Origin of the sequence: Pseudomonas putida, from assembly GCF_016406145.1 — a bacterium.
Classification (GTDB): Bacteria; Pseudomonadota; Gammaproteobacteria; order Pseudomonadales; family Pseudomonadaceae; genus Aquipseudomonas; species Aquipseudomonas putida_E.
The window spans coordinates 3,629,472-3,651,517 of sequence record NZ_CP066306.1 but is presented as its reverse complement, the minus strand read 5'-3'; the positions used below and the strand labels follow the sequence as shown (position 1 = coordinate 3,651,517).

The window sequence follows — 22,046 nt, the reverse complement described above, 5'->3', positions numbered from 1 at the left end:
ATGTCCTTTTTCGACACCCTGCAAATACAAACTACTCAGGAACGTCAGGCGCTGTTCGCCGTGCCGGTCATCCGGGACGCGCTGGCCGGCCAGGTCAGCCTGGACAGCTACATCGCCTTCCTGACCCAGGCCTATCACCATGTGCGCCATACCGTCCCGCTGATGATGGCTTGTGGCGCGCGGCTGCCTTCGCGCCTGGAGTGGCTGCGCGGCGCGGTATGCGAATACATCGAGGAGGAGTACGGCCACGAGCAGTGGATCCTCAACGACATCAAGGCCTGCGGCGGCAATTGGGAGGCCGTGCGTGATGGTCGGCCAGCGCAATCGATCGAGCTGATGGTCGCCTACCTCTACGACTTGATCGCCCGCGGCAACCCGGTCGGGCTGTTCGGCATGGTCAATGTGCTCGAAGGCACCAGCATCGCCTTGGCCACCCAGGCTGCGGGCACCATCCAAGGCACGCTTGCCCTGCCTGATACCGCCTTCAGCTACCTGAGTTCCCATGGTGCGCTCGACCAGGACCACATGGTGACCTACAAGCAGCTGATGGACCGCCTCGACGATGACGCTGACCAGCAAGCCGTCATCCACGCGGCCAAGGTCGTCTACCGCCTGTACACCGAGATGTTCCAAAGCCTGCCACGCGCCGGGCAGCACGAGGTGCGCCATGCGCTTGCCTGAATCCGTGGTGATTCTCACCGGTGCCAGTGGTGGCATCGGCCTGGAGCTGGCCGAACAATTGTGCGCAGCCGGTGCCCGGGTGCTGGCGGTCAGCCGGCACATGGGCAAGCTGGCAGGCCTGATGAACCGCTACCCGGACCGGCTGCGTTGGCAGACCGCCGACCTGCGTAACCAGGAGGGGCGCGAGCAGGTGGTCGCTCGGGCCCGCGAAATGGGTGGCGTCAATGTGCTGATCAACGCTGCCGGGGTGAACCGCTTCGCCTTGCTCGACCAACTGGACGAGCACGCGCTCGACGAGTTGCTGGACATCAACCTCAAGGCCCCTCTGCAATTGACCCGTGCCTGCCTGCCGTTGCTGCGCGCCCAACCCAAGGCGTTGGTGGTCAATGTCGGCTCCACCTACGGCTCGATCGGCTACCCCGGCTATGCCACCTACTGCGCCAGCAAGTTCGCGTTGCGCGGCTTCTCGGAAGCGCTTCGCCGCGAGCTGGCCGATACCACGGTGAATGTGCTCTATGCAGCGCCCCGGGCAACGCGCACGGCAATGAACAGCAGCGCTGCAACAGCGCTCAACCAGGCTTTGAAGGTCGGTATGGACGACCCGGCGGATGTTGCCCGTGCAGTGCTCGAGGCGGTGCAGTCCGAGCGCAGCGAGCTGTACCTGGGTTGGCCGGAAAAGCTCTTCGTGCGCATCAACGGCATGTTGCCGGGTGTGGTCGACCGAGCACTGCGCAAACAACTGCCTGTCATCCGCCGCTACATCGGTAGCCATTCCAAGGAATCGATCAAATGAAGCGACTGCTTATCGCCAGCTTGCTGGCCTTCGCCCCCTTCACCTGGGCGCTGGACCAGGCAGGTACGCAGCACCTGAGCGATCTACAACAGCGCTGGGCGCAGATCCAGTACCAGTTACCCAAGGACCAGCGTGCCGACGCGTTCGAAAAACTGGCAGGTGACGCGGCGGCATTCGTTCATCAATACCCCGGCACAGCAGAGCCACTGATCTGGGAGGGCATCATCAACAGCAGCTGGGCGGGAGCCACTGGCGGCCTTGGCGCACTGAGCAAGGTCAAGGCGGCGAAGGCCAGCCTTGAGCAAGCCATGAAACTTGACCCCAATGCCCTGCAGGGCTCGGCCTATACCAGCCTGGGCACACTGTACGACCAAGTACCCGGTTGGCCGATCGGTTTCGGCGATGCGCAGATGGCCGACAAGCTGCTGCGCAAGGCCTTGGAGATAAACCCCGGCGGTATCGACAGCAACTATTTCTGGGCTGATCATCTGTATCGACAAAAACACTACCCAGAAGCAACTGCAGCCCTGCAGAAAGCCTTGCAGGCTCCGCCTCGGCCGGGGCGTGAATTGGCCGATCAGGGTCGGCGTGCCGATATCGATGCTTTACTCAAGGCCATCAAGGACAAGCAGGACTGAACATGCGGCTGTTGCTGGTTGAGGATGACATTGCACTGGGGGAAGGGATCTGCGACGGCTTGCGCCAGGAGGGCTACACCCTCGACTGGCTGCGTGATGGCGTCAGCGGCTTGCATGCGTTGCAGCACGAGACCTTCGATCTGGTGATTCTGGATCTGGGCTTGCCCCGTATGGATGGCATTGAACTGCTGCGGCGGGTACGCGCCGGTGGTGACAGCCTGCCGGTGCTGATACTCACCGCACGGGACGCCCTCGACGATCGTATCACCGGCTTGGACGCCGGTGCCGACGATTATCTGGTCAAGCCGTTCGACCTCAACGAGTTGAAGGCGCGCCTCAGGGCTTTGCTGCGGCGCAGCGCCGGGCGCGCCAAGGTGTTGATCGAACATGCCGGGGTCAGCCTCGACCCGGCCACCCAGCAGGTTCACTACCACGGCGTTGAAGTGGTGCTGACCCCGAAGGAATACGTGCTGTTGCACGAACTGCTGGCGCAACCCGGCAAGGTATTCACCCGTGAACGGCTGACCCAGCTGCTGTATGGCTGGGACGAGGAGCCCGAGAGCAATACCTTGGAGGTGAACATCTACCACCTGCGCAAGAAGCTGTTCAACGGCCTGATTCGCACGGTGCGCGGTATTGGTTACCTGGTCGAGGCCAAAGCATGAGCTCGCTGCGCCAACGCACCCTGTGGCGGGTGATGCTGTTGTTGCTGATCGGCACCGGCTTGCTTGCCTTGTACAACTACCAAGACAGCCGCCGCGAAATTAACGAGGTGTATGACGCCCATCTCGCCCAGAACGCCCGCCTGCTGCAGGGTGTCATGAGCATGCCGGTGCAGGAAGGTGCGCGTGAGGCGCTGTACCAGGCGTTCAACGATGCCTTGGGCAAAGCTGGGCGACACCAGGTGGGCCACCCCTATGAAAGCAAGTTGGCCTTCCAGGTTTGGCAGGACGGCGCTGGCCTGCTGGTGCACACCCCCAGTGCACCGACCATCGAGCCGCCACCGACTACACCTGGGTTCTATGACTTTTCCAATGCTGGTGAGCAGTGGCGCGGTTTCGTGCTGCCGGTACCTGAGCGGCACTGGGTGATCTGGGTCGGCGAGCGCGACGATGTCCGCTACGACCTGATCGACCGCATCGTCCGCCATACCCTGTTCCCGTTCCTGCTCGGTAGCCTGGCTTTGGCGCTGTTGGTCTGGGCCGCCATCGGCTGGGGGCTGCGGCCCTTGCAGAACATGGCTGATGTCATCCGCGGGCGCCACGCCGACTCGCTGGAACCGTTGCAACTTGTGCCGCTACCCTCGGAACTGGAGCCCATGCAAGCGGCCATCAATCGCTTGCTGGCACAGATCGAGGACCTGCTGCGGCGTGAACATCGGTTCATCGCCGATGCCGCCCACGAAATGCGTACCCCCCTGGCCGTTCTGCGTCTGCATGCGCAGAACGCGCTGGAGGCCGGCAACGATGCCGAGCGGCAGAAAGCGCTGGGTTTTCTGATGGGCGGGGTCGACCGGCTCACCCGGGTTGTCAATCAGTTACTCACGCTCGCCCGTGTGGAGCCGCGGCTGGGGCAGCGCGCGAGCACACAGGTCGACTTGGCCGAGGTGGTCACCGATACCTTGGCTGACCTGACCCCATGGATACTGGACCGTGGCCTGGAACCTTCACTGGATATCGGTGAAGGCGACCATCACCTGGCAATCGATGCCGGCGCCCTGGGTATCGCTTTGCAGAACCTGGTATCCAATGCGGTAGAGCATTCACCGCCTGCCGGACGTATCACCGTGTCACTCAGGCGCCAGGGCAATCACTTCGAGCTGGTCGTCGAGGATGAGGGGCCAGGTATCGATGAAGCGAGCCTGTCGAGGGTGTTCGAGCGCTTTTACAGCCGTAACAGTCCGAATGGTGCAGGCCTTGGGCTCTCCATCGTAGCGACCATCGTAGAGCGGCTTGGCGGGCAGGTGCGCCTGGACAACCGGGCAAGCGGCGGGCTAGCCGCCACTTTGCTTTTTCCAACGGGCTGAATGCTCCAGCCCAGGCGCTGACGGCCATGCAGCCGGCAGCTGACGCGGGTGACTTCAGACTTCTTTAAGCTTGAGCCAGCAACCTGACACTGTCCGGTTGCCGGGAATGGCTCCTCCATCGCGCCTTGTGGCAACGGATATCCCCCTAATTGTGCGAGGCCATGGATATGAAGCGCGATTCAACTACTGACCGATATGGTCGACTGTCCATCATCATGCACTGGAGCATGGTCATCTTGTTCATCGGCATTTATGCCTGCATCGAGTTGCGTGGCGCATTGCCGAGAGGGAGTGCACTGAAGAGCCCATTGCTTGGGATTCATGCGCTGATGGGGATCGCCGTATTCGCATTGGTATGGGTACGCCTGATCGGTCGGCTTAGCCCTCGTCCTCCCATTCTGCCCAAGCCACCTGCCTGGCAGGCGGCGATGGCCAGCGTCACCCACCTGGCCCTGTATGGGTTGATGATCGTCACGCCGCTGTTGGCCTGGCTGATGCTGGGCGCTGAGGGTAAACCATTGCCGTACTGGGGCATGATTCTGCCTTCGCCGCTGCCTGTCGATCCAGCTTTGGCCAGGACGCTGAAGGACTGGCATGAACTCATTGGCAACGCCGGCTACGCCTTGATCGGGCTTCATGCCTGTGCAGGGCTTGCGCACCATTATTTGATCAAGGACAACACCCTCAAGCGCATGCTGCCTGGACTGTAGTTGGCGGCCTGCATTACTTAAAGATGCTTGTGCAGAACGCAGAGGTGTCCCGACAGGTCTATCATTGTTTTCTTGCTCCGGGCGGTAGCACGAGGGTGAACATATGACCGAAGATGATCGCCAGAAGTTTACTGAAATGCTGCGTTTGTGCGCCGAAGCAGTTGAGTCAAAGCAAGAAGATGAGAGGAAAGAAGCGATCTGCCGTCTTGAAGAAAAACAAAAGGAACGCCTGATGAAAAATATCACTCGGCCAGTTTGTGAGTCTTCTTCTAAAGGCGGGAAATCTATCTCGAAGAGAACTGCTGACCTCGCTAGTAGTCAAGAGTCGACAAGGGACAGCAAAAACGCGGGGCGAGACTTGGGCTAGGACAGTTAATCAGAGATATTTTTTGAACGTCGTAGTGGTGATCGCCACCGTGAAACCAAGTAGGACTGCGCAAGGCAGCAACACACATATAGGATTGAGTGTCCAAGGCAGAGAGAGATAGATCACCCATGGGCTCACCATCAGCGGGAAAATTGCCCTCTTTGCGCGATGGTAGACGAAGCTGCTTTCGCGGTCTGCCCCGAACTTGCGCAGGTCGCGACGCATAAGCCCATCGACAGCGCCGGTGATCACCGCAAGCAAGAACAGCGGGGTGGCCAGGGTCAAAACGGCTAGACGCACTACGAAAGTAAATACTGTAAACAGGGCCGCCAGCAGGTAGTCCTGCATCACAACGTAGACCTGCGCGAACTGCCCCTGCATTGACGTTTCTCGACTGAGCAGTTTCAGCTGGGTATCGGATTGCGCCCAACCAGAGCGCACCACGAACCAGTGGTTCAGCTGTTCGAGGACCTTGGCGGTCGCTTGCGCCGGTTCTTGCACGAGCAACGAACTCTTGAAGTGATTGCTGAGCCAGCCCAATTCGCTTAGCCACATGGCATGGCTGTGATGCCAGCCCTGCTCGGGCCAGAACCAGAGCATGCCCACCAGCTCCAGCACGATGGAAAAAAACAGCGAAGCGAACAGCAGGCCGAGCAGCCGCAGACACAGCTCGAGCATGCCCAAGATGAGTCCAGGACTTCGCTGTGGAGCAGGTGGGCTAGCTGGGGGGGGCGGCATAGGGGCTCCACAGTCCTCGGTTGCTCACGACGCGTTCATTAGGAGTGCCGGCGTCCGGGTGGAGGCATCTCGGGATCGAAATCGACCGTCGGAGCACCGCCGGTGGTGCTCCACCAACTCCCCGCATTGGCGTTGTAGGATTCGCGCATGCGTGCGGTTAGGGCCTGCAGATCCGCCGGCATCGCATCGTCGCTGGCCGGCTTCGGTAGGGGCATACGCACCTTCCACAATTGTCCTCCCTCCTGGAAAGAGAACATCTGCCCCTTGGGCAAGGCGATGATGTGCGCGGGTTCAATCAGTGGTACCGAAGTGGTGGTGACTCGATCCTGCGAGGAAGAGGTGAAGTCGGTGCGGGCATCAGGATCGGCAGTATCTGTCGCGCTGGAGACCAGCGTGCGGGTCTGCACGTTGACCTTGGGCAGTTGGTTGGTCAGCAGTTCTGCGGTGGCGGTTTCCCGCACCCGCAGCATCTGCAGAGTATTGAAATTGCCGATGACCTGGCCGGCCTTGGCCCGGTTGCCGATACGCGCCTCGATGTCGCTCAAGGTCTGGGTGTAGGCAGTGACTTGAATTCCGGCGCCACCACCTTTGTTGATCAGCGGAATGAATTCGTCACCCATCAGCTCGTTGAACTCGTCGGCGTGCAGGTTGATCGGCACCTTGTCCGCGGCGCTGGAGGATCCAGGCAGGCCGTGATCAATGCCGTGTTTGTAGATATGGCCAGCGACCGAAACCAGGTCGGCAAACATCGAGTTGCCGACGGCAGCCGCCACCTCGGCGTCGGACAGCGCGTCCAGGCCAACGTAGACGATGCCGCGTTTGCGGATGACCTGGAGCCAGTCGAAGATCGGCCGCGGATCGTCGAGGTCGGTGTAGTTGGGGGCGAGCAGTTGCGCGGTCTTGCCGCTGGTGAGTTTTTCCAGCAGTGGCAGCAGCGAGGCCACGATCTTGTCGAAATAGGTGCGGTCGTAGCGCACTGCCGAACGCAGGCCGTCCATCACCGGATCGAAAATGCGCTTGGCAGTCAGGTACTGCTCGATGGCGACCACGCGCTTTTCCCGACCGATCATGTGCCGCGGTATGTTCTTCTCGTTCAGGCGACCTTCGATCTGCACGATTGCTTCCCAGGCCTGCGGATCATGGCGGGCGAAGAAGTGCTGAGCGTACTCGATGAACAGCGCATCGATGTTCACCACGTGCCGCTGAATCTGCAGGTAGTCAGGGCGCCGGCCGAGCTCGATCAGCGCCCGGGCGATGATATTGACGAAGCGCCAGGCGAACTCGCGAAATGCGGCCGAGTTGCCTTCGCCGCTCAGTTGGCCAGCGATGCGGGTGGCGACTTCGGAAATGCGGCCGAAGCGGCCGATGGCGTTGTAGCGGGCGGAGATCTCCGGCCAGCCTAGGTGGAAAACGTAAAACTCTTGCTCACGGCCGGCGCGCCGCGCTTCCACGTACATGCGCTTGAGCAGGTCGGCATCGCCCTTGGGATCGAAGACGATCACCACCTCCTGGCTTGGTCGATGAATGTCCTGGGTGATGTACACCTCGGCCAGGCGCGTCTTGCCGACCCGCGTGGTCCCCAGCACCAGGGTGTGGCCGACGCGCTCGCCCAGTGGCAAGCCGGCTTCCTGTTCCTTAGGCTCGACGCCGTGCAGCAATGGCGAGCCACCCACAGGCGGCAGCGGACGCACGGGATTGAGTGGACTGTCCCAGGCGGTCAGGCGAGGCAGCAGTGACAGCCCGGGCGGGGCCTTCTCCAGCAGGTGTTCCATCCGCCGCGCCCATTGGTGGGCGGCCGATTGATTGACGTAGCGGGCCAGCGCTGGGTCTTGTGCTTCGAGCAGACGCTGGGTGTGCAGGCGGGTCCAGCGAAAGCCGCGGCCCATGAACAGGCGCTTGCCGCTGATCGGAATTTGTCGGCTGGTCAGCGAGTAGCGCGGCAGGCGGCGGATATTGCGCCGGTAGCGCAGGACGATCCGCGCCTCATTGAGCCGCTTCAGGCCAAATGCGGTATAGGCCAGGGCCATGCCTGCGCCTACCTCGGGCGACAGCGCCACCGCCCAGGGCGAATGCAGGCACAGCGCGCCGGCACCGGCGCAGATGCCCACGGTGTACAGTTCCACCGCAGGGCGCAGCAGGGACTCCATCGCATGTTCGGTCATGGTGCACCCTCACTGTTCCAGGCCGGTGGGCGTGATCAGCACCGGGTAGTGCTCCAGCTCCAGGCGTTCGGCGATGTCGTCACCACTCACCGGCCAGATGTCCAGCCCCGGGGCTGCCGCCTGGATGCGGCGCAAGGCTGGGGCGTCGGCCACTTCAACCGCCAGGCCGCTGGCGCCCAGGTCCTGCAGGGTCTGCGCATGCTTGGCCAACCATTCCAGAGAGGCGGCGTCGTGCCCGACCAGGAACAGCGGCGTGAACCCTGGCAGCTTCAATGTCCTTGGCGACACGGCACCGGGTGACAGGCGTGTGCTGTGTACGGGCAGGGCCCATGTCAGCGCGCGGGGATCGGGTAGCTGGCTGGGGGCACCGAGCGCGCCAACCGTCCACCAGAGACAAATACACAGCGTTACCCAGCGCCGACGGTTCATGGCCGTGGCCCTCTCGGAGATCCCACAACTGCCTGAACCCGCTGCCAGTGCTGGCTGAACTGTCGGCGGTACTGCGCTGCGGGTTTACCGCCGGCAGGACGGTGATAGCGGCCTGCCGCCACGACCCAGTCACCGCTGTCGGCATAGTGGGCGCGCAGCAGCTCGGCAGTCACAGCCAGGTTGGCGCGTGGATCGAGGGCCTCGCAGGCACTGTGATAGCGGTCCAGGTGGTAGCCGAGGTTGGTCTGCCCCAGCCCGACATCGATGCGCTTGGGGTCGTGGCGGATCAGCGCCTGCTTGAGTGCAGCACACGCCTCATCACGGCGGGCGAAGCGCAGCGGTGTGCCGGCGACATTCAAGGTCCAAGGCCAGGGCATGAGGTGACCCCGCAGCGGCGTACCGCTCTCCTGCAGGGCGATGGCGAACAGCACTGACGCTGGGATGCCAGCGCGCTCGGCGGCCAGTTGATACGCCGGCGGCGGCAGCGAGCCCGCATGAACGGCCGTAGTGCCGGTCAAGGCCAGCGCCAGGATCAGTCGATACGCTGCCATTTGCCGTCCACCTGCTGGAAGCGCGCTGGCAAGGGGCGGCTGGCGCCCAGGGCGAACCAGCGGCCGCGGTCATGGTTGAGGGTGATCTGGCCACTGCTGACCTGGGCGGGGGTAATACCGGCATCGCGTGCCCACTGGCGTAGACGCCCATCGTCACCCTGGCTGCCGACCAGGTACACATCGAGGCGCGCGCCGCCATGCAGCCACTGCTGGGTGTTGGAGACGCAGGGCGGGCAGCGTTCTTCCACAAACAGGGCAAAGCGGCCGGCAGCGGTAGCCGCAGAATCGTCGGCCATACCCTGTACGGGCAGCATCCCAGGGAACAGGCGTGCCCAGGCGGCGGTGTAGGCCTTCTGGTAGGCCAACTCGCGCTCGGCGCGCTTGGCCTCGAGACGGACCTGCAGCTCGGCGTAGCGTTGCCGTTCCTGGTCCGAGTCGGCCTCCACACCGAGGGTGGTGAGTGGGTCGAGCTGCGGCGACCAATAGAGGCGGGGCCCAGCCTGCAGGCGCTCGAACTTGGCCCACTCATCCTCGGTCAGCCCCCAGGCCTTGGCCCGAGCCGCAGCGGATGCCTGCCGATCTAGCGGCGTCTGTTCGCTGAACTGCGGGGCCGAGTCGACCAGCTTGGGCGCGCTCCACGCCAGTCCTGCAAACAGGCAGCCGGGGAGCAGGATGAGCGAGAGAATGGAGAGCCGAGTCATACGCACCTCGTCACGGCAGTGGCAGTGTGTGGTCGCCATGCCCCGGGACATGGAACACCACCTGATCCGCGCGGATCGCGCGTAGCTGCCAGCTGTTCAAACTGTCGCCGGGCTGTAGCAAGTGCACAGTTTTCAGCGAGTGCGCACCAGCAGGCAGGGCGGACACGAACCTGACTTCACCTCGGGTCTCGATACCCAGCAGGGTGAAGGGCGGGGCTAGAGGCTTGGCCTTGGCTTTTTCACTGGTTGAGGCCTTTGGCTGCGTGGTGTCGGCCGTAGGCACAGCAAGGCGTGCCGACAATTTCTCTAACGTCGCCTCTGCCGTGGCCAGCCGATGTTCCAGCGCCTTCAGATCGGTGCGGCTTGGACCTGGCGGTGCTGCCTGGAGCGTCTTGAGCGAGGCGGCCAGCTCATCCTGCTGCTGGCCGAGGGCGACCTGCGCCGTGGTGTGTCGACCTTGCGACTCGCCCAGCGCCACGACCTGCGGTTGTAGCGTCGTGAGCTTATCGGCCAACGCATCGATATCGCGGCGTAAGGCTGGTGCTGGATCGGCCGGGGCATTGCGGGCGGCAGCCTGAAGCTCGGCCAATTGCTGATGATGGTTGTAGGTTTCGGCGGCGAGCACGGCGGCGCTCAGGCACAGGGCACCGACCACCAGGGCCTGAAAATGAAGGACCTTCATGGCGTAAGCTCCAGGGTCGAAAAGGGGGGCGCGGGCGAAGGCACGCGCAGGACATAGCACACGGTCCGTTCGACCGGTTCGATGTCGAGTCGCCAGGCCGGGCCGCCGATGATGGTCAGGGCGTCCAGCAGCGAGATCGGTCCGAGCCGGTGCTGTACCGCGGGCAGAGGGCGACGGAACAAGCGATCCACCGCAGCGCTATCGGCACACAGCGCGTAGCCTGAGCGTTGCAGCACGTGGTGCAGGGCTTCACCGACGGTGGCATGCAGGGCTGGCGTAATTTGTACGTTGACCAATTGATACAGCGGCTGGCGCTGCTCCAGCGTTGGCCGGGTGGTGACCAGGGTGTAACGGTCCTGGCGCACCCAACCCGGCAGCTGGCCTTTCGGCTTTGGCAATACCGCCGGTAATGCGGGTGGTGCTACGGGAGCCGGGGCCGGAGGCGGTGGCGGCGTGCTGCAGCCCGCCAGGGCGATCATCAGTCCGAAGGTGGAGAGTGTGGGTGTGTGCATGACCGTGTCTCGACAAATGTTGCCTATACGATGGCGAAGGCGTGAGTCGAGTCCCCACTGGAAAACCGAATCTGGCCAGCAAGCTTTACAGCCGGCTACCACAAAAAAGGCGCCCGGGAGGGCGCCTTGGTCAGTCTTCAGTGAATAGCGGTAGCTCCGCCAGTGGTGCGGCGTCAGGGTCAAAGATCAGCAGGCGGGTGTCTGCCTGGCCTGCCAGCATCAGCAGCTGGAGCAGCACCGGCGGGACATGGTCATCGCGCATGCGCGCACAGACTTCGCTGGCGCTCCAGCCGATCCTGCTGGCTTCATGTGTCGCTACCCACGGTGTCGAGTACAGCTTGCACCCCATGGCATGGTTGCTGTTGAGCTCGAAGCACTCGAAAAAGCCCGCTGGCGAATTGCACCAGGTGCACACCTGCAGGAACTCGAACTCGTCTGCGGGGAGGTGCGCGCTGCTGATCTCCCAACTGCGGCTGTAGTGTCCGGTGGCAAAGGACAGTTGCTCGATCAGGTTACGCGCAGCCTCGACGTTGCCGAGGTCGCCGATATGCATCGAGCGTCCGAGCTGATTGCCCAGGATCTGGTAGAGCACCGTGTTCACCAGGCCATCGGCCGGGCAGTGCATGCGCAGAAACTCGGGTACGCACACACCATCGGTGATCACCGCGACGTCGTCATCGAACAGGCACGGCTGCAGGTTGATGGCTTCATCGGGCAGCTGGTTCTGAGCCGGGTGCAGCGTGCGGTAGCACGGTAGGCAATCGTCGGCATAGCTGATCTGCAGGACGCGCTCATAGCGCAGGTCTTGGAAACCGCGAAGAAACGGATTGGGCAGGGAAGGGTGCATGGTGATTCTCCGGAAGCGCCGAGGCCACCCCGAACGGGCGGTGACCTCAAAGGCAAGGTGGGCTGTCACATCCAGCCGTACTCGGCCAACGAAAGCGGGGTTCCTTCGCCGACGATGATGTGGTCCAGGACACGCACCTCGACCAGGGCCAAAGCCTCGGTCAGGCGGGTGGTGAGTACCCGATCGGCGCCGCTCGGTTCAGAGCAACCGGAGGGGTGGTTGTGGCTGAAGATCACGGCGGCGGCATTGCGTTCGAGGGCCTTGATGACCACCTGGCGGGGATACACGGAGGCACCATCAATGCTGCCGGTGAAGAGGATGTCGAAGCTCAGCACACGGTGGCGCGAGTCCAGGCAGAGCAGGGCAAACACCTCGTGGTGGTAGGGGGCGAGTTGCAGTTTCAAGTAGGCCGCAGCATCGGCGGGGGTTATCAGCACCTCGCCGCGCTGGAAGTGACGCTGGTCCAGCAGCTGCAGGGCCCCGGTGATCAGCGCGTCCTCACGGGCGCGTTGGGCCAGTACGGGATCGAGCGGATCGACCAGGTTCAAGGCAGTGTTCATGGGCAATTCCTCGTGAGAGATGGAGCGCCCTCCTGGGGGCGTGCCCCAGGCTGGTTTAGGTGTGTGATCAAAGGCGCGTGAAGCGATGTCGCGTGCCATGCAGCGGGCTTTGGCAGCCCACGCACGGTTGCATGGAGAAGGTTTCGATACCGGCGCCGGTATGCGGATCGAAATCGGCGCTCAGCGGTAGCAGGGCCTGCAGTTGTGCGCGCATGTGAGCAATGCGGTGTTCGATTTCAGCCTCGCTGTAGTACAGCGACAGCGCACTGAAATCGTCGTAGGCGACCGCCTGCAGGCAGTCCTCGCAGAGCCAGAAGCTTTCCATGGCGACCTCCGATGTGAATGAACAACAGGCGCTCATGAGAGCGCCTGCTGCGAGCGGCCAACCTGCCTTAGGCAGATTGACGTGCGGCGGTGGATTTACGTGCAGCGGGTGGGGTTGGCTGGCCTTGGTCAGCGTCACCGTCAGCCGGTTCCGACTCTGCTGATTCAGCAGCCTCAGGGGCGGCGGTGTCGGTGCGAGCTGGCGCACGGTAGCTGAATTGGCCATCGACTTTGATCCACTCGATGAAGATCAGTCGGCCTTTGAGGCTGGCGCCGGGTTGCCCCTTGCGTTCGCCTTTCTCGTACATGAACGGATCGACCCAGAGGTCGCCGATGCGAAACGCGATGAGGACCTTGCGTTCCGCGCGGACGTCTTCCAGGTGTTCACGGATCAGCCGGTCGGCTTCACCGCTGGCGACCTTGCAGTCGAAGCGGGTGTACTCGACGTCGTCCGAGGCACCGTGCAAGGCAGCGATGTCACAGGCCATGAACGCTTGGCCGCGGCGAACCGGGACTTCGCGAACTCGGTTCAGGTAACCGATGCCTTGGGTGTGCAGGTTGAAGTAGGTGGTGGGGGCGTTATTGCTTGCAGTAGTCATGATGGAGCTCCTGTTCAGCAGAACGCGGACATCCACCGGCCCTGGCGGCTGGTGAGTTCCGCAAGGGGAGGTGCAAACACATGATCGGTCGAGAAGGCGCTCATCACCGATGGGACGGTGACCGTGCGAGCTGCCGAGCGCGAGTCGCACTTTGGGGGAGAACCACCCGAAACGGGCGTAGCCTTGAAGGTCCTGGCTACCTGGGTGCTGTCAACGACAGCGGTGTGCAGCTCATCTATAAAACGCCATGAAAGGCCCGTCAACCCTGGTCCTCAGGCGCTCTGAGCGGGCGGAATCGGGTGGCTTTCGGTGGATTGTTGGCGGCGAAAAAATAGCCCGACGGTCATCAGGCTAGGAGGAGTTGGACCACCCTTGACCCGGCGATGTGGCACCGGAGTCCGTCGCAGAGCTCCACTGCCGATCCACCTGGATCAACCGACCCTTGTCGTGGCCTGGGTCGGAATCAACTGGCACGCATCCGCGCACAAAAGGTGCCCAGTGTTTCGCCGGCGGGCACCGGAGCTGAGCATCGTCGCCGAAGCGGATGACCCCTACGGCTTGATACAAGTCGCACGGGTCATCCTCCTGGGAGACTTGGAACGCTGAGAAGTCATCCGCAGATGTGCTGAAGTGTGGCTCCGAACTCTAGGAGTCTGACCGAGCTGCCCGGAGCGAATCGGTCTTGGTCGCCAAGCGGCGAGGGGCCAGATCACTACACCAGCGCTGTGGTGTGCCGTCAAGTCATGTGTTTTTCGCCCGCTTGGTTTTTGCCACCGGTTTGGTGCCCTTGCATTCGGGGTAGCGGATACACGACCAGAAGCTGCCGGTGCGACCTTTGCGTTGGCGCATGGCGCTGCGGCAGACCGGGCAGAAGGGCCCCTTGCTGGGGGGCGGGCGCAGGGTGAGCGTCGCGTTACTGCGCACCAGTCGAGTCAGCCATTCTGTCTGCTTGGCGAGAAAGGTCTCGACGCTCAGTTGGCCCGACTCGATACGGTCCAGCGCCTGCTCCCACAGTGCGGTCATGACCGGGTCGGCCACCTCTGGTGGCACCGCTTCGATCAAGGTATGCGCCGCCGCGGAGGCAGCCAGGCTGCGTTTCTTCTTGGTCAGGTAACCGTGATCGATCAGGCCCTGGATGATGGCCGCGCGGGTGGCCTCGGTACCGAGCCCGCAGCTGTCCTTGAGCTTCTGCTTGAGCCGCGAATCAGCCACCTGGTTGGCGATGGTTTTCATCGCTCTGACCAGGGTGCCTTCGGTGTAGGCCTTGGGCGGTTGTGTGCGCTGTGCGTTGAGGGTGGCGTCGATCAGCGCCACCGTCGCGGATTCACGCAACGTGGGTAATCGCTGCGCCTGTTCGGCCGGCTCGTTACCGTCGGCCTCGTTGATCACTGCCTTCCAGCCGCGGGCCAGGATCTGTTTGCCGCGCGCCACCAGGTGATCTGCCTGGCTGTGCAACTGCGCCTGGGTTTTCAGGTACTCGTGCTCGGGCATGAACTGCGCGAGGTAGCGTGCGCGAATCAGCGTGTAAACCGCACGCTCGCGCTCGGAGAGCTGCGCCAAATCCAGCGTGACGGCGGTGGGAATGATGCCGTGGTGCGCGGTGATCTTGCTGCTGTTCCAGGCACGGGAGCGGCGGCTGGGGTCGACCTCCTTGAGGATTTCCCCCAGCGATGGTGCGGCGGCGGCCAAGGCGTGAAGGACGCGCGGCACCTCATCGAGCATGCTCTCCGGCAAGTAGCCGCAGTCGCTTCTCGGGTAGGTCGTCACCTTGTGGGTCTCGTACAGGGCCTGGGCAGTGGCCAGGGTCTCCTGTGCTCCGAGTCCGAGCTTGGCCGAGCAGATCTCCTGCAGCGTGCCCAGGTCGAACGGCAGTGGCGGACCTTCCCGCACCCGCTCGACCTCGACGCTGTCGATCTGTGCGCTGCCAGCTTGAGTGAGGCGCCTGAGCGCCTGCTGCGCGGCGGTTTCGTCGATACAGCGTCCAACCGCATCGCTGACCGCGTTCGGGGCCTGCCAGCGCGCGTGAAAACGGATCCCGTCCTGTTCCAGGTGCGCATCGACGGTCCAGAATGGTAGCGGCACAAAGCTGGCGATCGCCCGGTCGCGCTCGACCACCAGGCGCAAGGTGGGGGTTTGCACACGTCCCACCGGCAGCAGGCCATCGAAGCCAGCGCGGCGGCCGAGCAGCGTGAACAGCCGGCTCAAGTTGATGCCGACCAGCCAATCGGCACGGGAGCGGGCGAGTGCACAGTGGTACAGCGGCAAGGTCTGCTCCCCCGGGCGCAATGCGCTCAAGGCTCGACGGATCGATGTTTCATCCAACGCGGACAGCCACAGGCGCAGAATCGGCCCCTGATACTGGCATCGTTCGAGAATCTCCCGGGCGATCATCTCGCCTTCGCGGTCGGCGTCGGTGGCGATCACCACTTCGCTGCAAGTGCGCAGCAGCTGGCTGATCACCTTCAGCTGGCCAGCGACCTTGGGTTTGGCCACCAGTTGCCAGCGGCTGGGAATGATCGGCAGGTCGTCCAGCGACCAGCGTTTGTAATCGCCATAGGTTTCAGGAGGCGCGGTCTCCAGCAGATGACCGACGCACCAGGTGACGGTGAGGTTCTGACCCGTCAGGCAACCATCACCGCGGCGGCTGGCCTGCAGCACCCGGGCGATGTCGCGGGCTTGGGAAGGTTTCTCGCAGATGAACAGGCGCATACACGTGCCCTCTCGGTGGGTACCGACAGGGTGGGGGTGTGGTTGCGAAGCGCCAGGGTAAATCCGAAGGTGCCGCGTTCATATCGACTGGCGGGTGTTACTTGCGTTGTGCGAGGTGGTTCGCCAGCGTTTGCAGAAACTCCAGGGCGAACTGCTTATCCGCTTCACCCAGCTCCTTGATGATCGACGTGATCTGCTGGCCCTGATCCTGGGGGCGGGGGCTGATAGCCAGCAGCAACTCATCGGCAGGGCAGCCATACAGGTCGGCCAATTTCAGCAACTTGCTTACGGAAAGCTCAACCTCGCCTCGTTCGAGGCGCGATACGGCTTCCCCGGAAATCTTCAGGTACTCACCCACCTTCGCCTGAGTGAGGCGGCAGGCACGGCGGTAAGCCGCCAACTGGCGACCAATGTGATGTGGGCTAGGCTCTTTCACGGGCAATGGGGGCGCTCTCCAATTCGACTTATATGGTCGAACAGCAACCCAAAGATATGAACGACTCAGAAGGTTGACTAACAACTCTATGAGGCGTATCACCAGAAAAAGATGGATGACTCGACCGTCACCACGGAGGCAACAACTTGCACGGAACCCACCAGAGTGAGGCAGATGCATTAGCGATCAAGGCCTATGAGCTGTTCATGGCCACCCATCTGGAACCGGACAAGGAGCAGGCTCGGGCCCGGCTAGTCGCCTGGGTTCAGGAGAGTCCACTGCACTGGCGGGCATTCCTTGCCCTAGACCAGTACTTGGCGGAAGTGAAGCAAATGCTGGAACATGAGCGGCGCAAGAGCTTCCGGCGAGAGTGAATCAAACGGCAGCAGCCGGTGTTGCCCGCCTAGCTGTCTGCATCGTTTCAGTGGTACCGCGCTGCAGGCGGCGATTCCACTGAGTACCACGCACTTACCCGGACTTGCGTGGTGCCTTCTTGCCACCCCCTTTACGCGAACTATTGGCGTTATCGCTGGCTTTCTCGCGCATGGTCACCGAGGCCAGGCGGTGCGGCAGAATACCGATGCGCCGCGCCTCCACCTTGAACGTCACGCGGGCGTTGTCCTCGCTGTCCTCCCATTCCTCCTTGACCGTGCGCCCTTCAACCAGAACGCGCATGCCTTTCTGGTACAGCGTGGCCCAGTGTTCGGCGTCACGGTTCCAGAGCTCGACGGGCGCCCAATAGCCGCCGCGATCCTCGTAGCCACCTTCACGCGGTACCGGGTTGTCGAAATAGACATTCAGCCGCAGCAGGCGCCGCGGCTCATCCGGGTTGGTGTTGAACTCCTGATACTCCGGCACGCTGCCGATGTTGCCTTCACCAACAAACAAAGTGCTCATGCGGGTTACTCCTCGGTGGGGGAACGGGTTAGGACGAGCTCGGCGGCCTCGAGCTTGCTGGCACCAGTGATGGCCTGGCGATACAGCGACTGCAGGCTGCTCATCTGCAGGTTCAGCACCACGCGATTGCTCTCCAGCTGATACAGCGCCTGCCGCAGCTCAGGGTGCAGACGCGGCTGAACCACCGCCTCCTGCCACACCTGCACGCCCATGCGCAGAAAATCCGGGCTGCGCCAGCGCAGGAAATCGGTGCCCGTCGCGCTGTGCTGGACGACTAGTCGCAGGTCCAGCAACGAGAAGGGTGGCTGGGCCATGATCGCCAGCATCACCGCCATCAACTCGGCGACTTGGGTGCGCAGATGCAGGATCGTCTCGGCGAACTGCTGCAGCTCCCCCTTACCCTTAAAAGGCTTTAAAAGGCCTTTTAGGGAGGCACCTTGTGCGAACTCGCGATAGGCATCGGCTGACAAACGCCGGGCGATGGCTTCAGCCAGGGTCATGCCTCACCCCCGTCGTTCGGGGTGTCGGCTGTGGGCTGTTCCTCACCTTCGGCCGGATTAGGGCCTTCGATCTCGGACGGCGCTTTGCTGCGGGCGATTGGCGGGGCGAACTGGGAGCGGCGTGTCCCTTCGAGAATGTCCTGCGGCAGGGTGCCGAACTTGTCGATGGCTTCGCGGGCGCGGGCGTTGTTGGCGGCCATGTCGTCGCGGCTCACCCCGGCCAGGCGGTAGCGCTGCGCCAGGCCGAACAGGCTGCGCAGCAGATGGGCGCCGCCATCGATCCAGGACTCCATGTCGCCCCGGCCGATCAGCGCCGTGTGGTGGGCAAGCAGCACCCGCCGGACCAGGGTGTCGTAGTCGGTGAGCAGGTAGATCGCGAGAAAGCCCAGCTGGCTGCCGATGAACAGCGGCAGGGTGACGGGGTGGATATTGAGGTTGTCACCGACATCGACCTGCGTGGGCAGGGCTCGTTCCACTCGGCTCATTTGCTGCGTCAGCGCGGCCATGTCTAACCTGGCCTGCAGCAGCTTTTCCTCCAGCTGCAGCATGAACCAGTCCGCGTACGGATCGCCTTGGCTGCAGGCCTGCTTGAGCAGGTTGGTGACACTGATGTAACCGGGCATTCCGAGAATCGGATGTACCCCGTCGCGACCGCTGCGCCCCTGCCACAGGCGTGCCGCATGGTGGGTGTGCAGGGTCAGGGTGATGCTGCTGCGCAGGGAGCCCAGGTTGAGTTGGTAGTGATCGACCATCGCCAGTACCTCGCCGTCGGAATGACGCCGACGATGGGCCGATCCTTGGCTGGCGATGCGGATCTACCTGAAGGTGGATTGCTCGCATTTTCCCGAGAGTGGATCCCCCTGGAATCGATGGCATCGACATTAGATCCATTGAGTTCCAGCCCTATGTAGCCGCAGTGATCCCTCGGCAGCGTTGTTTCAGTTCCTCCAGGCAGGAGAGGGCAAGTGGCGACGCGGTGCGCTGACCGCTGCGCTTGGATCGCTCGCGGGGCGGACTTTCCGACGCAGGCTTGGCTGTGCGTGAGGGAGGGGTTGTAGATTTTTCATCCTCGGTACGCGCGGCCCACAGGGTGAACTCGCCCTGGCAGGCGCGCTTGATCAAACCCATCAAGTACGCGACGGGTTTTCGGATCTCACCGCGGGCACAGCGCACCGCCGCTTCATTGATCACCGCTTGTTGCTGTTCCGGCTCGAGCTGACGCATTGCCTGGGAGGCCATGCGCCGCTCGTTCGGGTTCAGTGGTAAATCTTCGGGCCATCGCGCTCGACCGAACTCCACCTGCCCCAGTACCGTACTTTTTTTGCTTTGGTCTTTCTGTACTGTACGGCCAGCGTCGGCATTCCGAACCACAGCCAAATCCGCTGCATTGCCGCAGGGTTCGGAATCTGTTGCGCCAGCCGGAGAATCCCGAACGAGGTCGAGTGCGCCAGGTTCGGGATCCTCTGTCTTTGTTTCATCGTTCATCAGCGGCAGTGTTTGCTGTTGGACTAGCGGCAGCGAGCCGAGGCTGTCTTTGTCTATCTGAGCTACCTGCGGGTCCGCTTGGATTTCCGCGATCACATGCTTCGCCACGTCCCGGACCCCTTTGGTGGCATGAGAGAGGTTCTGTCGCAGCAGCGCCGCATAGCCGCTGTCCAGCTCCAGTTGCTCGGTCGCGGTCAACGGATCACCGTGCAGCACATAGACGCAACCACGCAGGCAGCCGTTGGCATCGCGTGAGCGCTCCACCAAACTGAGCCAGCGGGTGGTGCGCAGGACATTGAGCGCCCGGGCGATGGTTTCCCGCGAGGCCTGGGTACCGCAGGGACTGGTCGCCAGGTAGGGCTGCAGGTCCCGGTAGCGTGGCGTCTTGACCTTACCTTCGGTGATCAGCCAGCGCAGTACCTGCCAGGTGTTGCGCTCCAGTGGCGTCAGCCGGCGATCCAGCAGCAAGGTCTGCGGCAGCGGGTTGTTGTCGCCGTAGTAGATCGTCCGCACCGCGGGCTCCTCGGTGGGGACAACCAGTTTGCCGTTCGCTGCGTACCACTCATTTCGGCGCCGAAGGGCGTCGTAGCACTGACGCACCACGTCCTGCCAGTCGACCTCGTAAAAGCTCAGCATGGTGTGCCTCCGTACAGTTCGACCTGTTGCCAGACCAGGGTCAGGCTGATGTGTTGCTCCTCGGCCAGCATCATCATGGTGTCCAGCGGATCGTTGTCCGGATCTTCCGTGCGCAACTGGCTCCAGCGATTCCACACGGCATGCTCCTGCGCTTCACTGAGTTGGACCGGTCGACCGCGGTGCGTCTCGATCTTCAGCACACGGCGGCGCAACGCGGTCTCCGAATGGTCCAGGCCAAAGCAGCGGTACATGATGGTGGAGCTCGCGCCCAATTTGAGCGCACGATTGATCAATCGCTCGTTCTGTTCGTCCCGTTCGGCCTGAACGATCAGACGGCGCAACACGGTAATGTCGACCTTTACTTCGACCCAGGCGATCGAAGAGTGCGCCAGGTGAGACAAGGTGGTCGGCGGCAGCGACTGCAGCACCTCAATGTCTTCATCGGCCAGGCCCAAGGCTTTGCAGCGCTGTAACCTGCCATGGCGCAGCTCATGCAGCACCTGGTTCAACATGGCATGGTTCAACAGATTGAAAGTGGTGCTCATGAGGTGGCTCCTCACGTTATCGAGTGGACGACAGCGTCAGTTCGATCAACTGCCGGGCGTGGCGGATCAGCGTGAACAGCTGCTCCAGCTGGTCATCAGGAAGCCGTTCAAGGCCCACCGTCAGGGCTGGGCGGTCGGTGAAGGGCAGGTCGTAGACGCCGATCAGCAGCTGACCAAACAGCGCTGCCGGCAACTGCTGACGTTCCTTCCAAGCCACGTCGTCCTGCAGGCGCAGCAGGGCCGAGAGCAGCAGCTGGATACCGGTGCGCCGCGAGCTGAGTCGCTCGCCATGCCCCGGTGAAAGCGTGAAGCCCAGGCCGTCCACGATCGGGCTGACCATGTCGCTGGCGTCTGCGTAAGCGGCAAGGTCTGCGGCTAGGGCGGCGCAGCTCGCGCGCAAGTCGCTGATATCGTCCAGCGACCCGGAGCATGACGGTGCTGAGCCGATCGGGCTCGGAGTATCCTCGAGCTCTTCCTGGTGCTTTTCAGGCAACGGTTCTTCACGCAGTGCTTGGCGTATATCGGGTAAGCGTGGTGCCTGCAGTGGCTGGAGGGGCTCTGCAGGCTCTGGCTTGGGCGCCGTGGTCTTTCTTCCCGGCGCATGGACAGGTGTTGGCGAGGCCGCAGGGGAATCCTCAGACAGGGCTGAAAGCGGCGGACGTTGCCCCTGGTGGAGCTCCAGAGCCAACAGGCGAGGTGTCTGTTCCAGGCTCGCTGCCATCTTGGCAATCAATTCGTCCTGCAGCTCACTGGAATCCAGCTCGGGCTTTTCACCGTCGAACGCTGACAGCACTTCAAACCACAGCAGCGGGAACTGCTCGGGGCTGCCGAAGTACCGGTTCCAGATAGCCTCAGCCCGCCGTCGCAAGCTGATAAGGCGCCCGATGGCGTTTTTGCCCAGGCCCGCGTACAACACCTGCGGGATGACGGGTAGCAGGTGCTCGAGTGCGTCGAACATGCGGCTGATGTGTGACTGCGAGATGGGGTAGCCACCCTCACTCAAGCGCGTCGCGAGTTCGCGCTGGGTGAGGTGGGCGTCGCTGGGCTGAAACATGTCCTGGAGCTTCGCCACGGCCAGCGCCCGCTCGATAAACGTCAACTGGCCGTGCAGGTCACTCTCGGCCAGATGACCGAGCAAGGCATGCGCTTCCGATTGCCAAGGGCGGAACAGGCAATGGATACGGAAGAATCGCTCTTCGCGCGTTTCCTGCCACAGCTCGCCGAGGATGCTCAGGCGAGTGTTACCGCCGTTGCGGATGATGAAGTGCGGTTCATCGGGGCGGCGGGTGATGGAGGGTGGCTGATCCAGGCCACGCTCGCGGATCGAGGCCTTGATGTCCTCATACAGCGGGTTGCGCACCACCCGCGGGTTGAGCTCGTAGGGCCGCAGTTGCTCGAGACTGACTACCATCGGTGTATCGCCAACGGGGACTGCTGTGAGGTCGCGTCCGTGTTTCTGCGGAAAGTGCGACTGCTGCAGTTGGCGCGTGATGTCTTCGGAGGTTGGCGGCTTCATCA

The 22,046-nt window shown here is 62.8% G+C and carries 27 protein-coding genes; 8 read left to right on the top strand and 19 right to left on the bottom strand.

All coding sequences use genetic code 11. From position 1 onward, the window contains the following. The 7 genes from JET17_RS16790 (at position 1) to JET17_RS16760 (ending at position 5,215) form a co-directional block, all read left to right on the top strand. Complete coding sequence (locus JET17_RS16790) at positions 1-681, top strand: TenA family transcriptional regulator (protein ID WP_012315153.1); 681 nt, start codon at positions 1-3, stop codon at positions 679-681. Beyond that, on the top strand, positions 668-1,474 hold the full coding sequence (locus JET17_RS16785; RefSeq protein ID WP_012315152.1) for an SDR family oxidoreductase: 807 nt from the start codon (positions 668-670) through the stop codon (positions 1,472-1,474). Before JET17_RS16790 ends, JET17_RS16785 begins: the two co-directional genes overlap by 14 nt. After that, complete coding sequence (locus JET17_RS16780; RefSeq protein WP_012315151.1) at positions 1,471-2,112, top strand: hypothetical protein; 642 nt, start codon at positions 1,471-1,473, stop codon at positions 2,110-2,112. Before JET17_RS16785 ends, JET17_RS16780 begins: the two co-directional genes overlap by 4 nt. Before the next feature lie 2 nt (positions 2,113-2,114). Continuing rightward, positions 2,115-2,777, top strand: coding sequence for a response regulator (locus JET17_RS16775; RefSeq protein ID WP_012315150.1), 663 nt, complete (start codon positions 2,115-2,117; stop codon positions 2,775-2,777). Next, on the top strand, positions 2,774-4,138 hold the full coding sequence (locus JET17_RS16770) for an ATP-binding protein (RefSeq protein ID WP_012315149.1): 1,365 nt from the start codon (positions 2,774-2,776) through the stop codon (positions 4,136-4,138). The genes JET17_RS16775 and JET17_RS16770 overlap by 4 nt, the downstream gene beginning before the upstream one ends. Positions 4,139-4,305: 167 nt before the next feature. Next, a complete protein-coding gene (locus JET17_RS16765) occupies positions 4,306-4,848 on the top strand; it encodes a cytochrome b (RefSeq protein ID WP_012315148.1) in 543 nt (180 codons plus the stop codon). Positions 4,849-4,951: 103 nt separating this feature from the next. Next, positions 4,952-5,215: a hypothetical protein gene (locus JET17_RS16760; RefSeq protein ID WP_042111570.1), complete on the top strand. Its 264-nt coding sequence runs from the start codon at positions 4,952-4,954 to the stop codon at positions 5,213-5,215. Positions 5,216-5,224: 9 nt separating this feature from the next. Here JET17_RS16760 and JET17_RS16755 read toward each other — a convergent pair whose 3' ends face one another. The 13 genes from JET17_RS16755 to JET17_RS16695 all read right to left on the bottom strand — a co-directional run bounded on the left by JET17_RS16755 (position 5,225) and on the right by JET17_RS16695 (position 16,471). Next, on the bottom strand, positions 5,225-5,953 hold the full coding sequence (locus JET17_RS16755) for a TIGR03747 family integrating conjugative element membrane protein (RefSeq protein WP_042111569.1): 729 nt from the start codon (positions 5,951-5,953) through the stop codon (positions 5,225-5,227). Between the two features lie 38 nt (positions 5,954-5,991). Beyond that, on the bottom strand, positions 5,992-8,115 hold the full coding sequence (traD, locus tag JET17_RS16750; protein WP_012315146.1) for a type IV conjugative transfer system coupling protein TraD: 2,124 nt from the start codon (positions 8,113-8,115) through the stop codon (positions 5,992-5,994). 9 nt (positions 8,116-8,124) lie between these two features. Then, positions 8,125-8,544: an integrating conjugative element protein gene (locus JET17_RS16745; protein ID WP_012315145.1), complete on the bottom strand. Its 420-nt coding sequence runs from the start codon at positions 8,542-8,544 to the stop codon at positions 8,125-8,127. Continuing rightward, positions 8,541-9,095, bottom strand: coding sequence for a lytic transglycosylase (locus JET17_RS16740; protein WP_012315144.1), 555 nt, complete (start codon positions 9,093-9,095; stop codon positions 8,541-8,543). The genes JET17_RS16745 and JET17_RS16740 overlap by 4 nt, the downstream gene beginning before the upstream one ends. Continuing rightward, positions 9,077-9,796, bottom strand: coding sequence for a TIGR03759 family integrating conjugative element protein (locus tag JET17_RS16735; protein ID WP_012315143.1), 720 nt, complete (start codon positions 9,794-9,796; stop codon positions 9,077-9,079). The genes JET17_RS16740 and JET17_RS16735 overlap by 19 nt, the downstream gene beginning before the upstream one ends. 10 nt (positions 9,797-9,806) lie before the next feature. Beyond that, a complete protein-coding gene (locus JET17_RS16730) occupies positions 9,807-10,478 on the bottom strand; it encodes a hypothetical protein (RefSeq protein ID WP_012315142.1) in 672 nt (223 codons plus the stop codon). Then, complete coding sequence (locus JET17_RS16725) at positions 10,475-10,990, bottom strand: PilL N-terminal domain-containing protein (RefSeq protein ID WP_012315141.1); 516 nt, start codon at positions 10,988-10,990, stop codon at positions 10,475-10,477. The genes JET17_RS16730 and JET17_RS16725 overlap by 4 nt, the downstream gene beginning before the upstream one ends. A 130-nt stretch (positions 10,991-11,120) precedes the next feature. Further along, positions 11,121-11,837 carry a hypothetical protein gene (locus tag JET17_RS16720; protein ID WP_012315140.1) on the bottom strand — a complete coding sequence of 239 codons (717 nt, stop codon included), beginning with the start codon at positions 11,835-11,837 and terminating at the stop codon, positions 11,121-11,123. Positions 11,838-11,902: 65 nt separating this feature from the next. Continuing rightward, positions 11,903-12,397 carry a JAB domain-containing protein gene (locus JET17_RS16715; protein ID WP_012315139.1) on the bottom strand — a complete coding sequence of 165 codons (495 nt, stop codon included), beginning with the start codon at positions 12,395-12,397 and terminating at the stop codon, positions 11,903-11,905. Positions 12,398-12,464: 67 nt separating this feature from the next. Continuing rightward, positions 12,465-12,722, bottom strand: coding sequence for a hypothetical protein (locus JET17_RS16710; RefSeq protein ID WP_012315138.1), 258 nt, complete (start codon positions 12,720-12,722; stop codon positions 12,465-12,467). 67 nt (positions 12,723-12,789) lie between these two features. Continuing rightward, positions 12,790-13,320 (bottom strand): STY4534 family ICE replication protein, encoded by a 531-nt coding sequence (locus JET17_RS16705; RefSeq protein ID WP_012315137.1) that lies wholly within the window; start codon positions 13,318-13,320, stop codon positions 12,790-12,792. Between the two features lie 741 nt (positions 13,321-14,061). After that, positions 14,062-16,029: a DNA topoisomerase III gene (locus tag JET17_RS16700; RefSeq protein WP_012315136.1), complete on the bottom strand. Its 1,968-nt coding sequence runs from the start codon at positions 16,027-16,029 to the stop codon at positions 14,062-14,064. Positions 16,030-16,126: 97 nt separating this feature from the next. Further along, positions 16,127-16,471 carry a helix-turn-helix domain-containing protein gene (locus JET17_RS16695; protein WP_012315135.1) on the bottom strand — a complete coding sequence of 115 codons (345 nt, stop codon included), beginning with the start codon at positions 16,469-16,471 and terminating at the stop codon, positions 16,127-16,129. 140 nt (positions 16,472-16,611) lie between these two features. Here JET17_RS16695 and JET17_RS16690 point away from each other — a divergent pair, with 140 nt between their 5' ends. After that, positions 16,612-16,839, top strand: coding sequence for a hypothetical protein (locus JET17_RS16690; protein ID WP_012315134.1), 228 nt, complete (start codon positions 16,612-16,614; stop codon positions 16,837-16,839). A gap of 94 nt (positions 16,840-16,933) precedes the next feature. Here JET17_RS16690 and JET17_RS16685 read toward each other — a convergent pair whose 3' ends face one another. The 6 genes from JET17_RS16685 to JET17_RS16660 form a co-directional block, all read right to left on the bottom strand. Beyond that, on the bottom strand, positions 16,934-17,362 hold the full coding sequence (locus JET17_RS16685; protein WP_012315133.1) for a single-stranded DNA-binding protein: 429 nt from the start codon (positions 17,360-17,362) through the stop codon (positions 16,934-16,936). Positions 17,363-17,367: 5 nt separating this feature from the next. Next, positions 17,368-17,862: a DUF3158 family protein gene (locus tag JET17_RS16680; protein ID WP_012315132.1), complete on the bottom strand. Its 495-nt coding sequence runs from the start codon at positions 17,860-17,862 to the stop codon at positions 17,368-17,370. After that, entirely contained in the window at positions 17,859-18,614 is a 756-nt protein-coding gene (locus JET17_RS16675) for a PFL_4669 family integrating conjugative element protein (protein ID WP_012315131.1), read from the bottom strand. Before JET17_RS16675 ends, JET17_RS16680 begins: the two co-directional genes overlap by 4 nt. A 151-nt stretch (positions 18,615-18,765) precedes the next feature. Beyond that, positions 18,766-19,983 (bottom strand): STY4528 family pathogenicity island replication protein, encoded by a 1,218-nt coding sequence (locus JET17_RS16670; protein ID WP_012315130.1) that lies wholly within the window; start codon positions 19,981-19,983, stop codon positions 18,766-18,768. Continuing rightward, positions 19,977-20,528, bottom strand: a complete 552-nt coding sequence (locus tag JET17_RS16665) for a DUF2857 domain-containing protein (RefSeq protein ID WP_012315129.1) — start codon at positions 20,526-20,528, stop codon at positions 19,977-19,979. The genes JET17_RS16670 and JET17_RS16665 overlap by 7 nt, the downstream gene beginning before the upstream one ends. A 16-nt stretch (positions 20,529-20,544) precedes the next feature. Then, positions 20,545-22,044 (bottom strand): ParB family protein, encoded by a 1,500-nt coding sequence (locus tag JET17_RS16660; RefSeq protein ID WP_012315128.1) that lies wholly within the window; start codon positions 22,042-22,044, stop codon positions 20,545-20,547. Between the last annotated feature and the right edge of the window lie 2 nt (positions 22,045-22,046).

Bases quoted from the DNA above. Each gene is read 5' to 3' on its own strand.
- JET17_RS16705 (WP_012315137.1), bottom strand. From the start codon at position 13,320: ATGACTACTGCAAGCAATAACGCCCCCACCACCTACTTCAACCTGCAC.
- JET17_RS16730 (WP_012315142.1), bottom strand. From the start codon at position 10,478: ATGAAGGTCCTTCATTTTCAGGCCCTGGTGGTCGGTGCCCTGTGCCTG.
- JET17_RS16735 (WP_012315143.1), bottom strand. From the start codon at position 9,796: ATGACTCGGCTCTCCATTCTCTCGCTCATCCTGCTCCCCGGCTGCCTG.
- JET17_RS16685 (WP_012315133.1), bottom strand. From the start codon at position 17,362: ATGAGCACTTTGTTTGTTGGTGAAGGCAACATCGGCAGCGTGCCGGAG.
- JET17_RS16775 (WP_012315150.1), top strand. From the start codon at position 2,115: ATGCGGCTGTTGCTGGTTGAGGATGACATTGCACTGGGGGAAGGGATC.
- JET17_RS16660 (WP_012315128.1), bottom strand. From the start codon at position 22,044: ATGAAGCCGCCAACCTCCGAAGACATCACGCGCCAACTGCAGCAGTCG.
- JET17_RS16785 (WP_012315152.1), top strand. From the start codon at position 668: ATGCGCTTGCCTGAATCCGTGGTGATTCTCACCGGTGCCAGTGGTGGC.
- JET17_RS16715 (WP_012315139.1), bottom strand. From the start codon at position 12,397: ATGAACACTGCCTTGAACCTGGTCGATCCGCTCGATCCCGTACTGGCC.
- JET17_RS16770 (WP_012315149.1), top strand. From the start codon at position 2,774: ATGAGCTCGCTGCGCCAACGCACCCTGTGGCGGGTGATGCTGTTGTTG.
- JET17_RS16670 (WP_012315130.1), bottom strand. From the start codon at position 19,983: ATGCTGAGCTTTTACGAGGTCGACTGGCAGGACGTGGTGCGTCAGTGC.
- JET17_RS16680 (WP_012315132.1), bottom strand. From the start codon at position 17,862: ATGACCCTGGCTGAAGCCATCGCCCGGCGTTTGTCAGCCGATGCCTAT.
- JET17_RS16755 (WP_042111569.1), bottom strand. From the start codon at position 5,953: ATGCCGCCCCCCCCAGCTAGCCCACCTGCTCCACAGCGAAGTCCTGGA.
- traD (WP_012315146.1), bottom strand. From the start codon at position 8,115: ATGACCGAACATGCGATGGAGTCCCTGCTGCGCCCTGCGGTGGAACTG.
- JET17_RS16740 (WP_012315144.1), bottom strand. From the start codon at position 9,095: ATGGCAGCGTATCGACTGATCCTGGCGCTGGCCTTGACCGGCACTACG.
- JET17_RS16745 (WP_012315145.1), bottom strand. From the start codon at position 8,544: ATGAACCGTCGGCGCTGGGTAACGCTGTGTATTTGTCTCTGGTGGACG.
- JET17_RS16710 (WP_012315138.1), bottom strand. From the start codon at position 12,722: ATGGAAAGCTTCTGGCTCTGCGAGGACTGCCTGCAGGCGGTCGCCTAC.
- JET17_RS16665 (WP_012315129.1), bottom strand. From the start codon at position 20,528: ATGAGCACCACTTTCAATCTGTTGAACCATGCCATGTTGAACCAGGTG.
- JET17_RS16700 (WP_012315136.1), bottom strand. From the start codon at position 16,029: ATGCGCCTGTTCATCTGCGAGAAACCTTCCCAAGCCCGCGACATCGCC.
- JET17_RS16765 (WP_012315148.1), top strand. From the start codon at position 4,306: ATGAAGCGCGATTCAACTACTGACCGATATGGTCGACTGTCCATCATC.
- JET17_RS16760 (WP_042111570.1), top strand. From the start codon at position 4,952: ATGACCGAAGATGATCGCCAGAAGTTTACTGAAATGCTGCGTTTGTGC.
- JET17_RS16720 (WP_012315140.1), bottom strand. From the start codon at position 11,837: ATGCACCCTTCCCTGCCCAATCCGTTTCTTCGCGGTTTCCAAGACCTG.
- JET17_RS16725 (WP_012315141.1), bottom strand. From the start codon at position 10,990: ATGCACACACCCACACTCTCCACCTTCGGACTGATGATCGCCCTGGCG.
- JET17_RS16675 (WP_012315131.1), bottom strand. From the start codon at position 18,614: ATGGTCGATCACTACCAACTCAACCTGGGCTCCCTGCGCAGCAGCATC.
- JET17_RS16790 (WP_012315153.1), top strand. From the start codon at position 1: ATGTCCTTTTTCGACACCCTGCAAATACAAACTACTCAGGAACGTCAG.
- JET17_RS16780 (WP_012315151.1), top strand. From the start codon at position 1,471: ATGAAGCGACTGCTTATCGCCAGCTTGCTGGCCTTCGCCCCCTTCACC.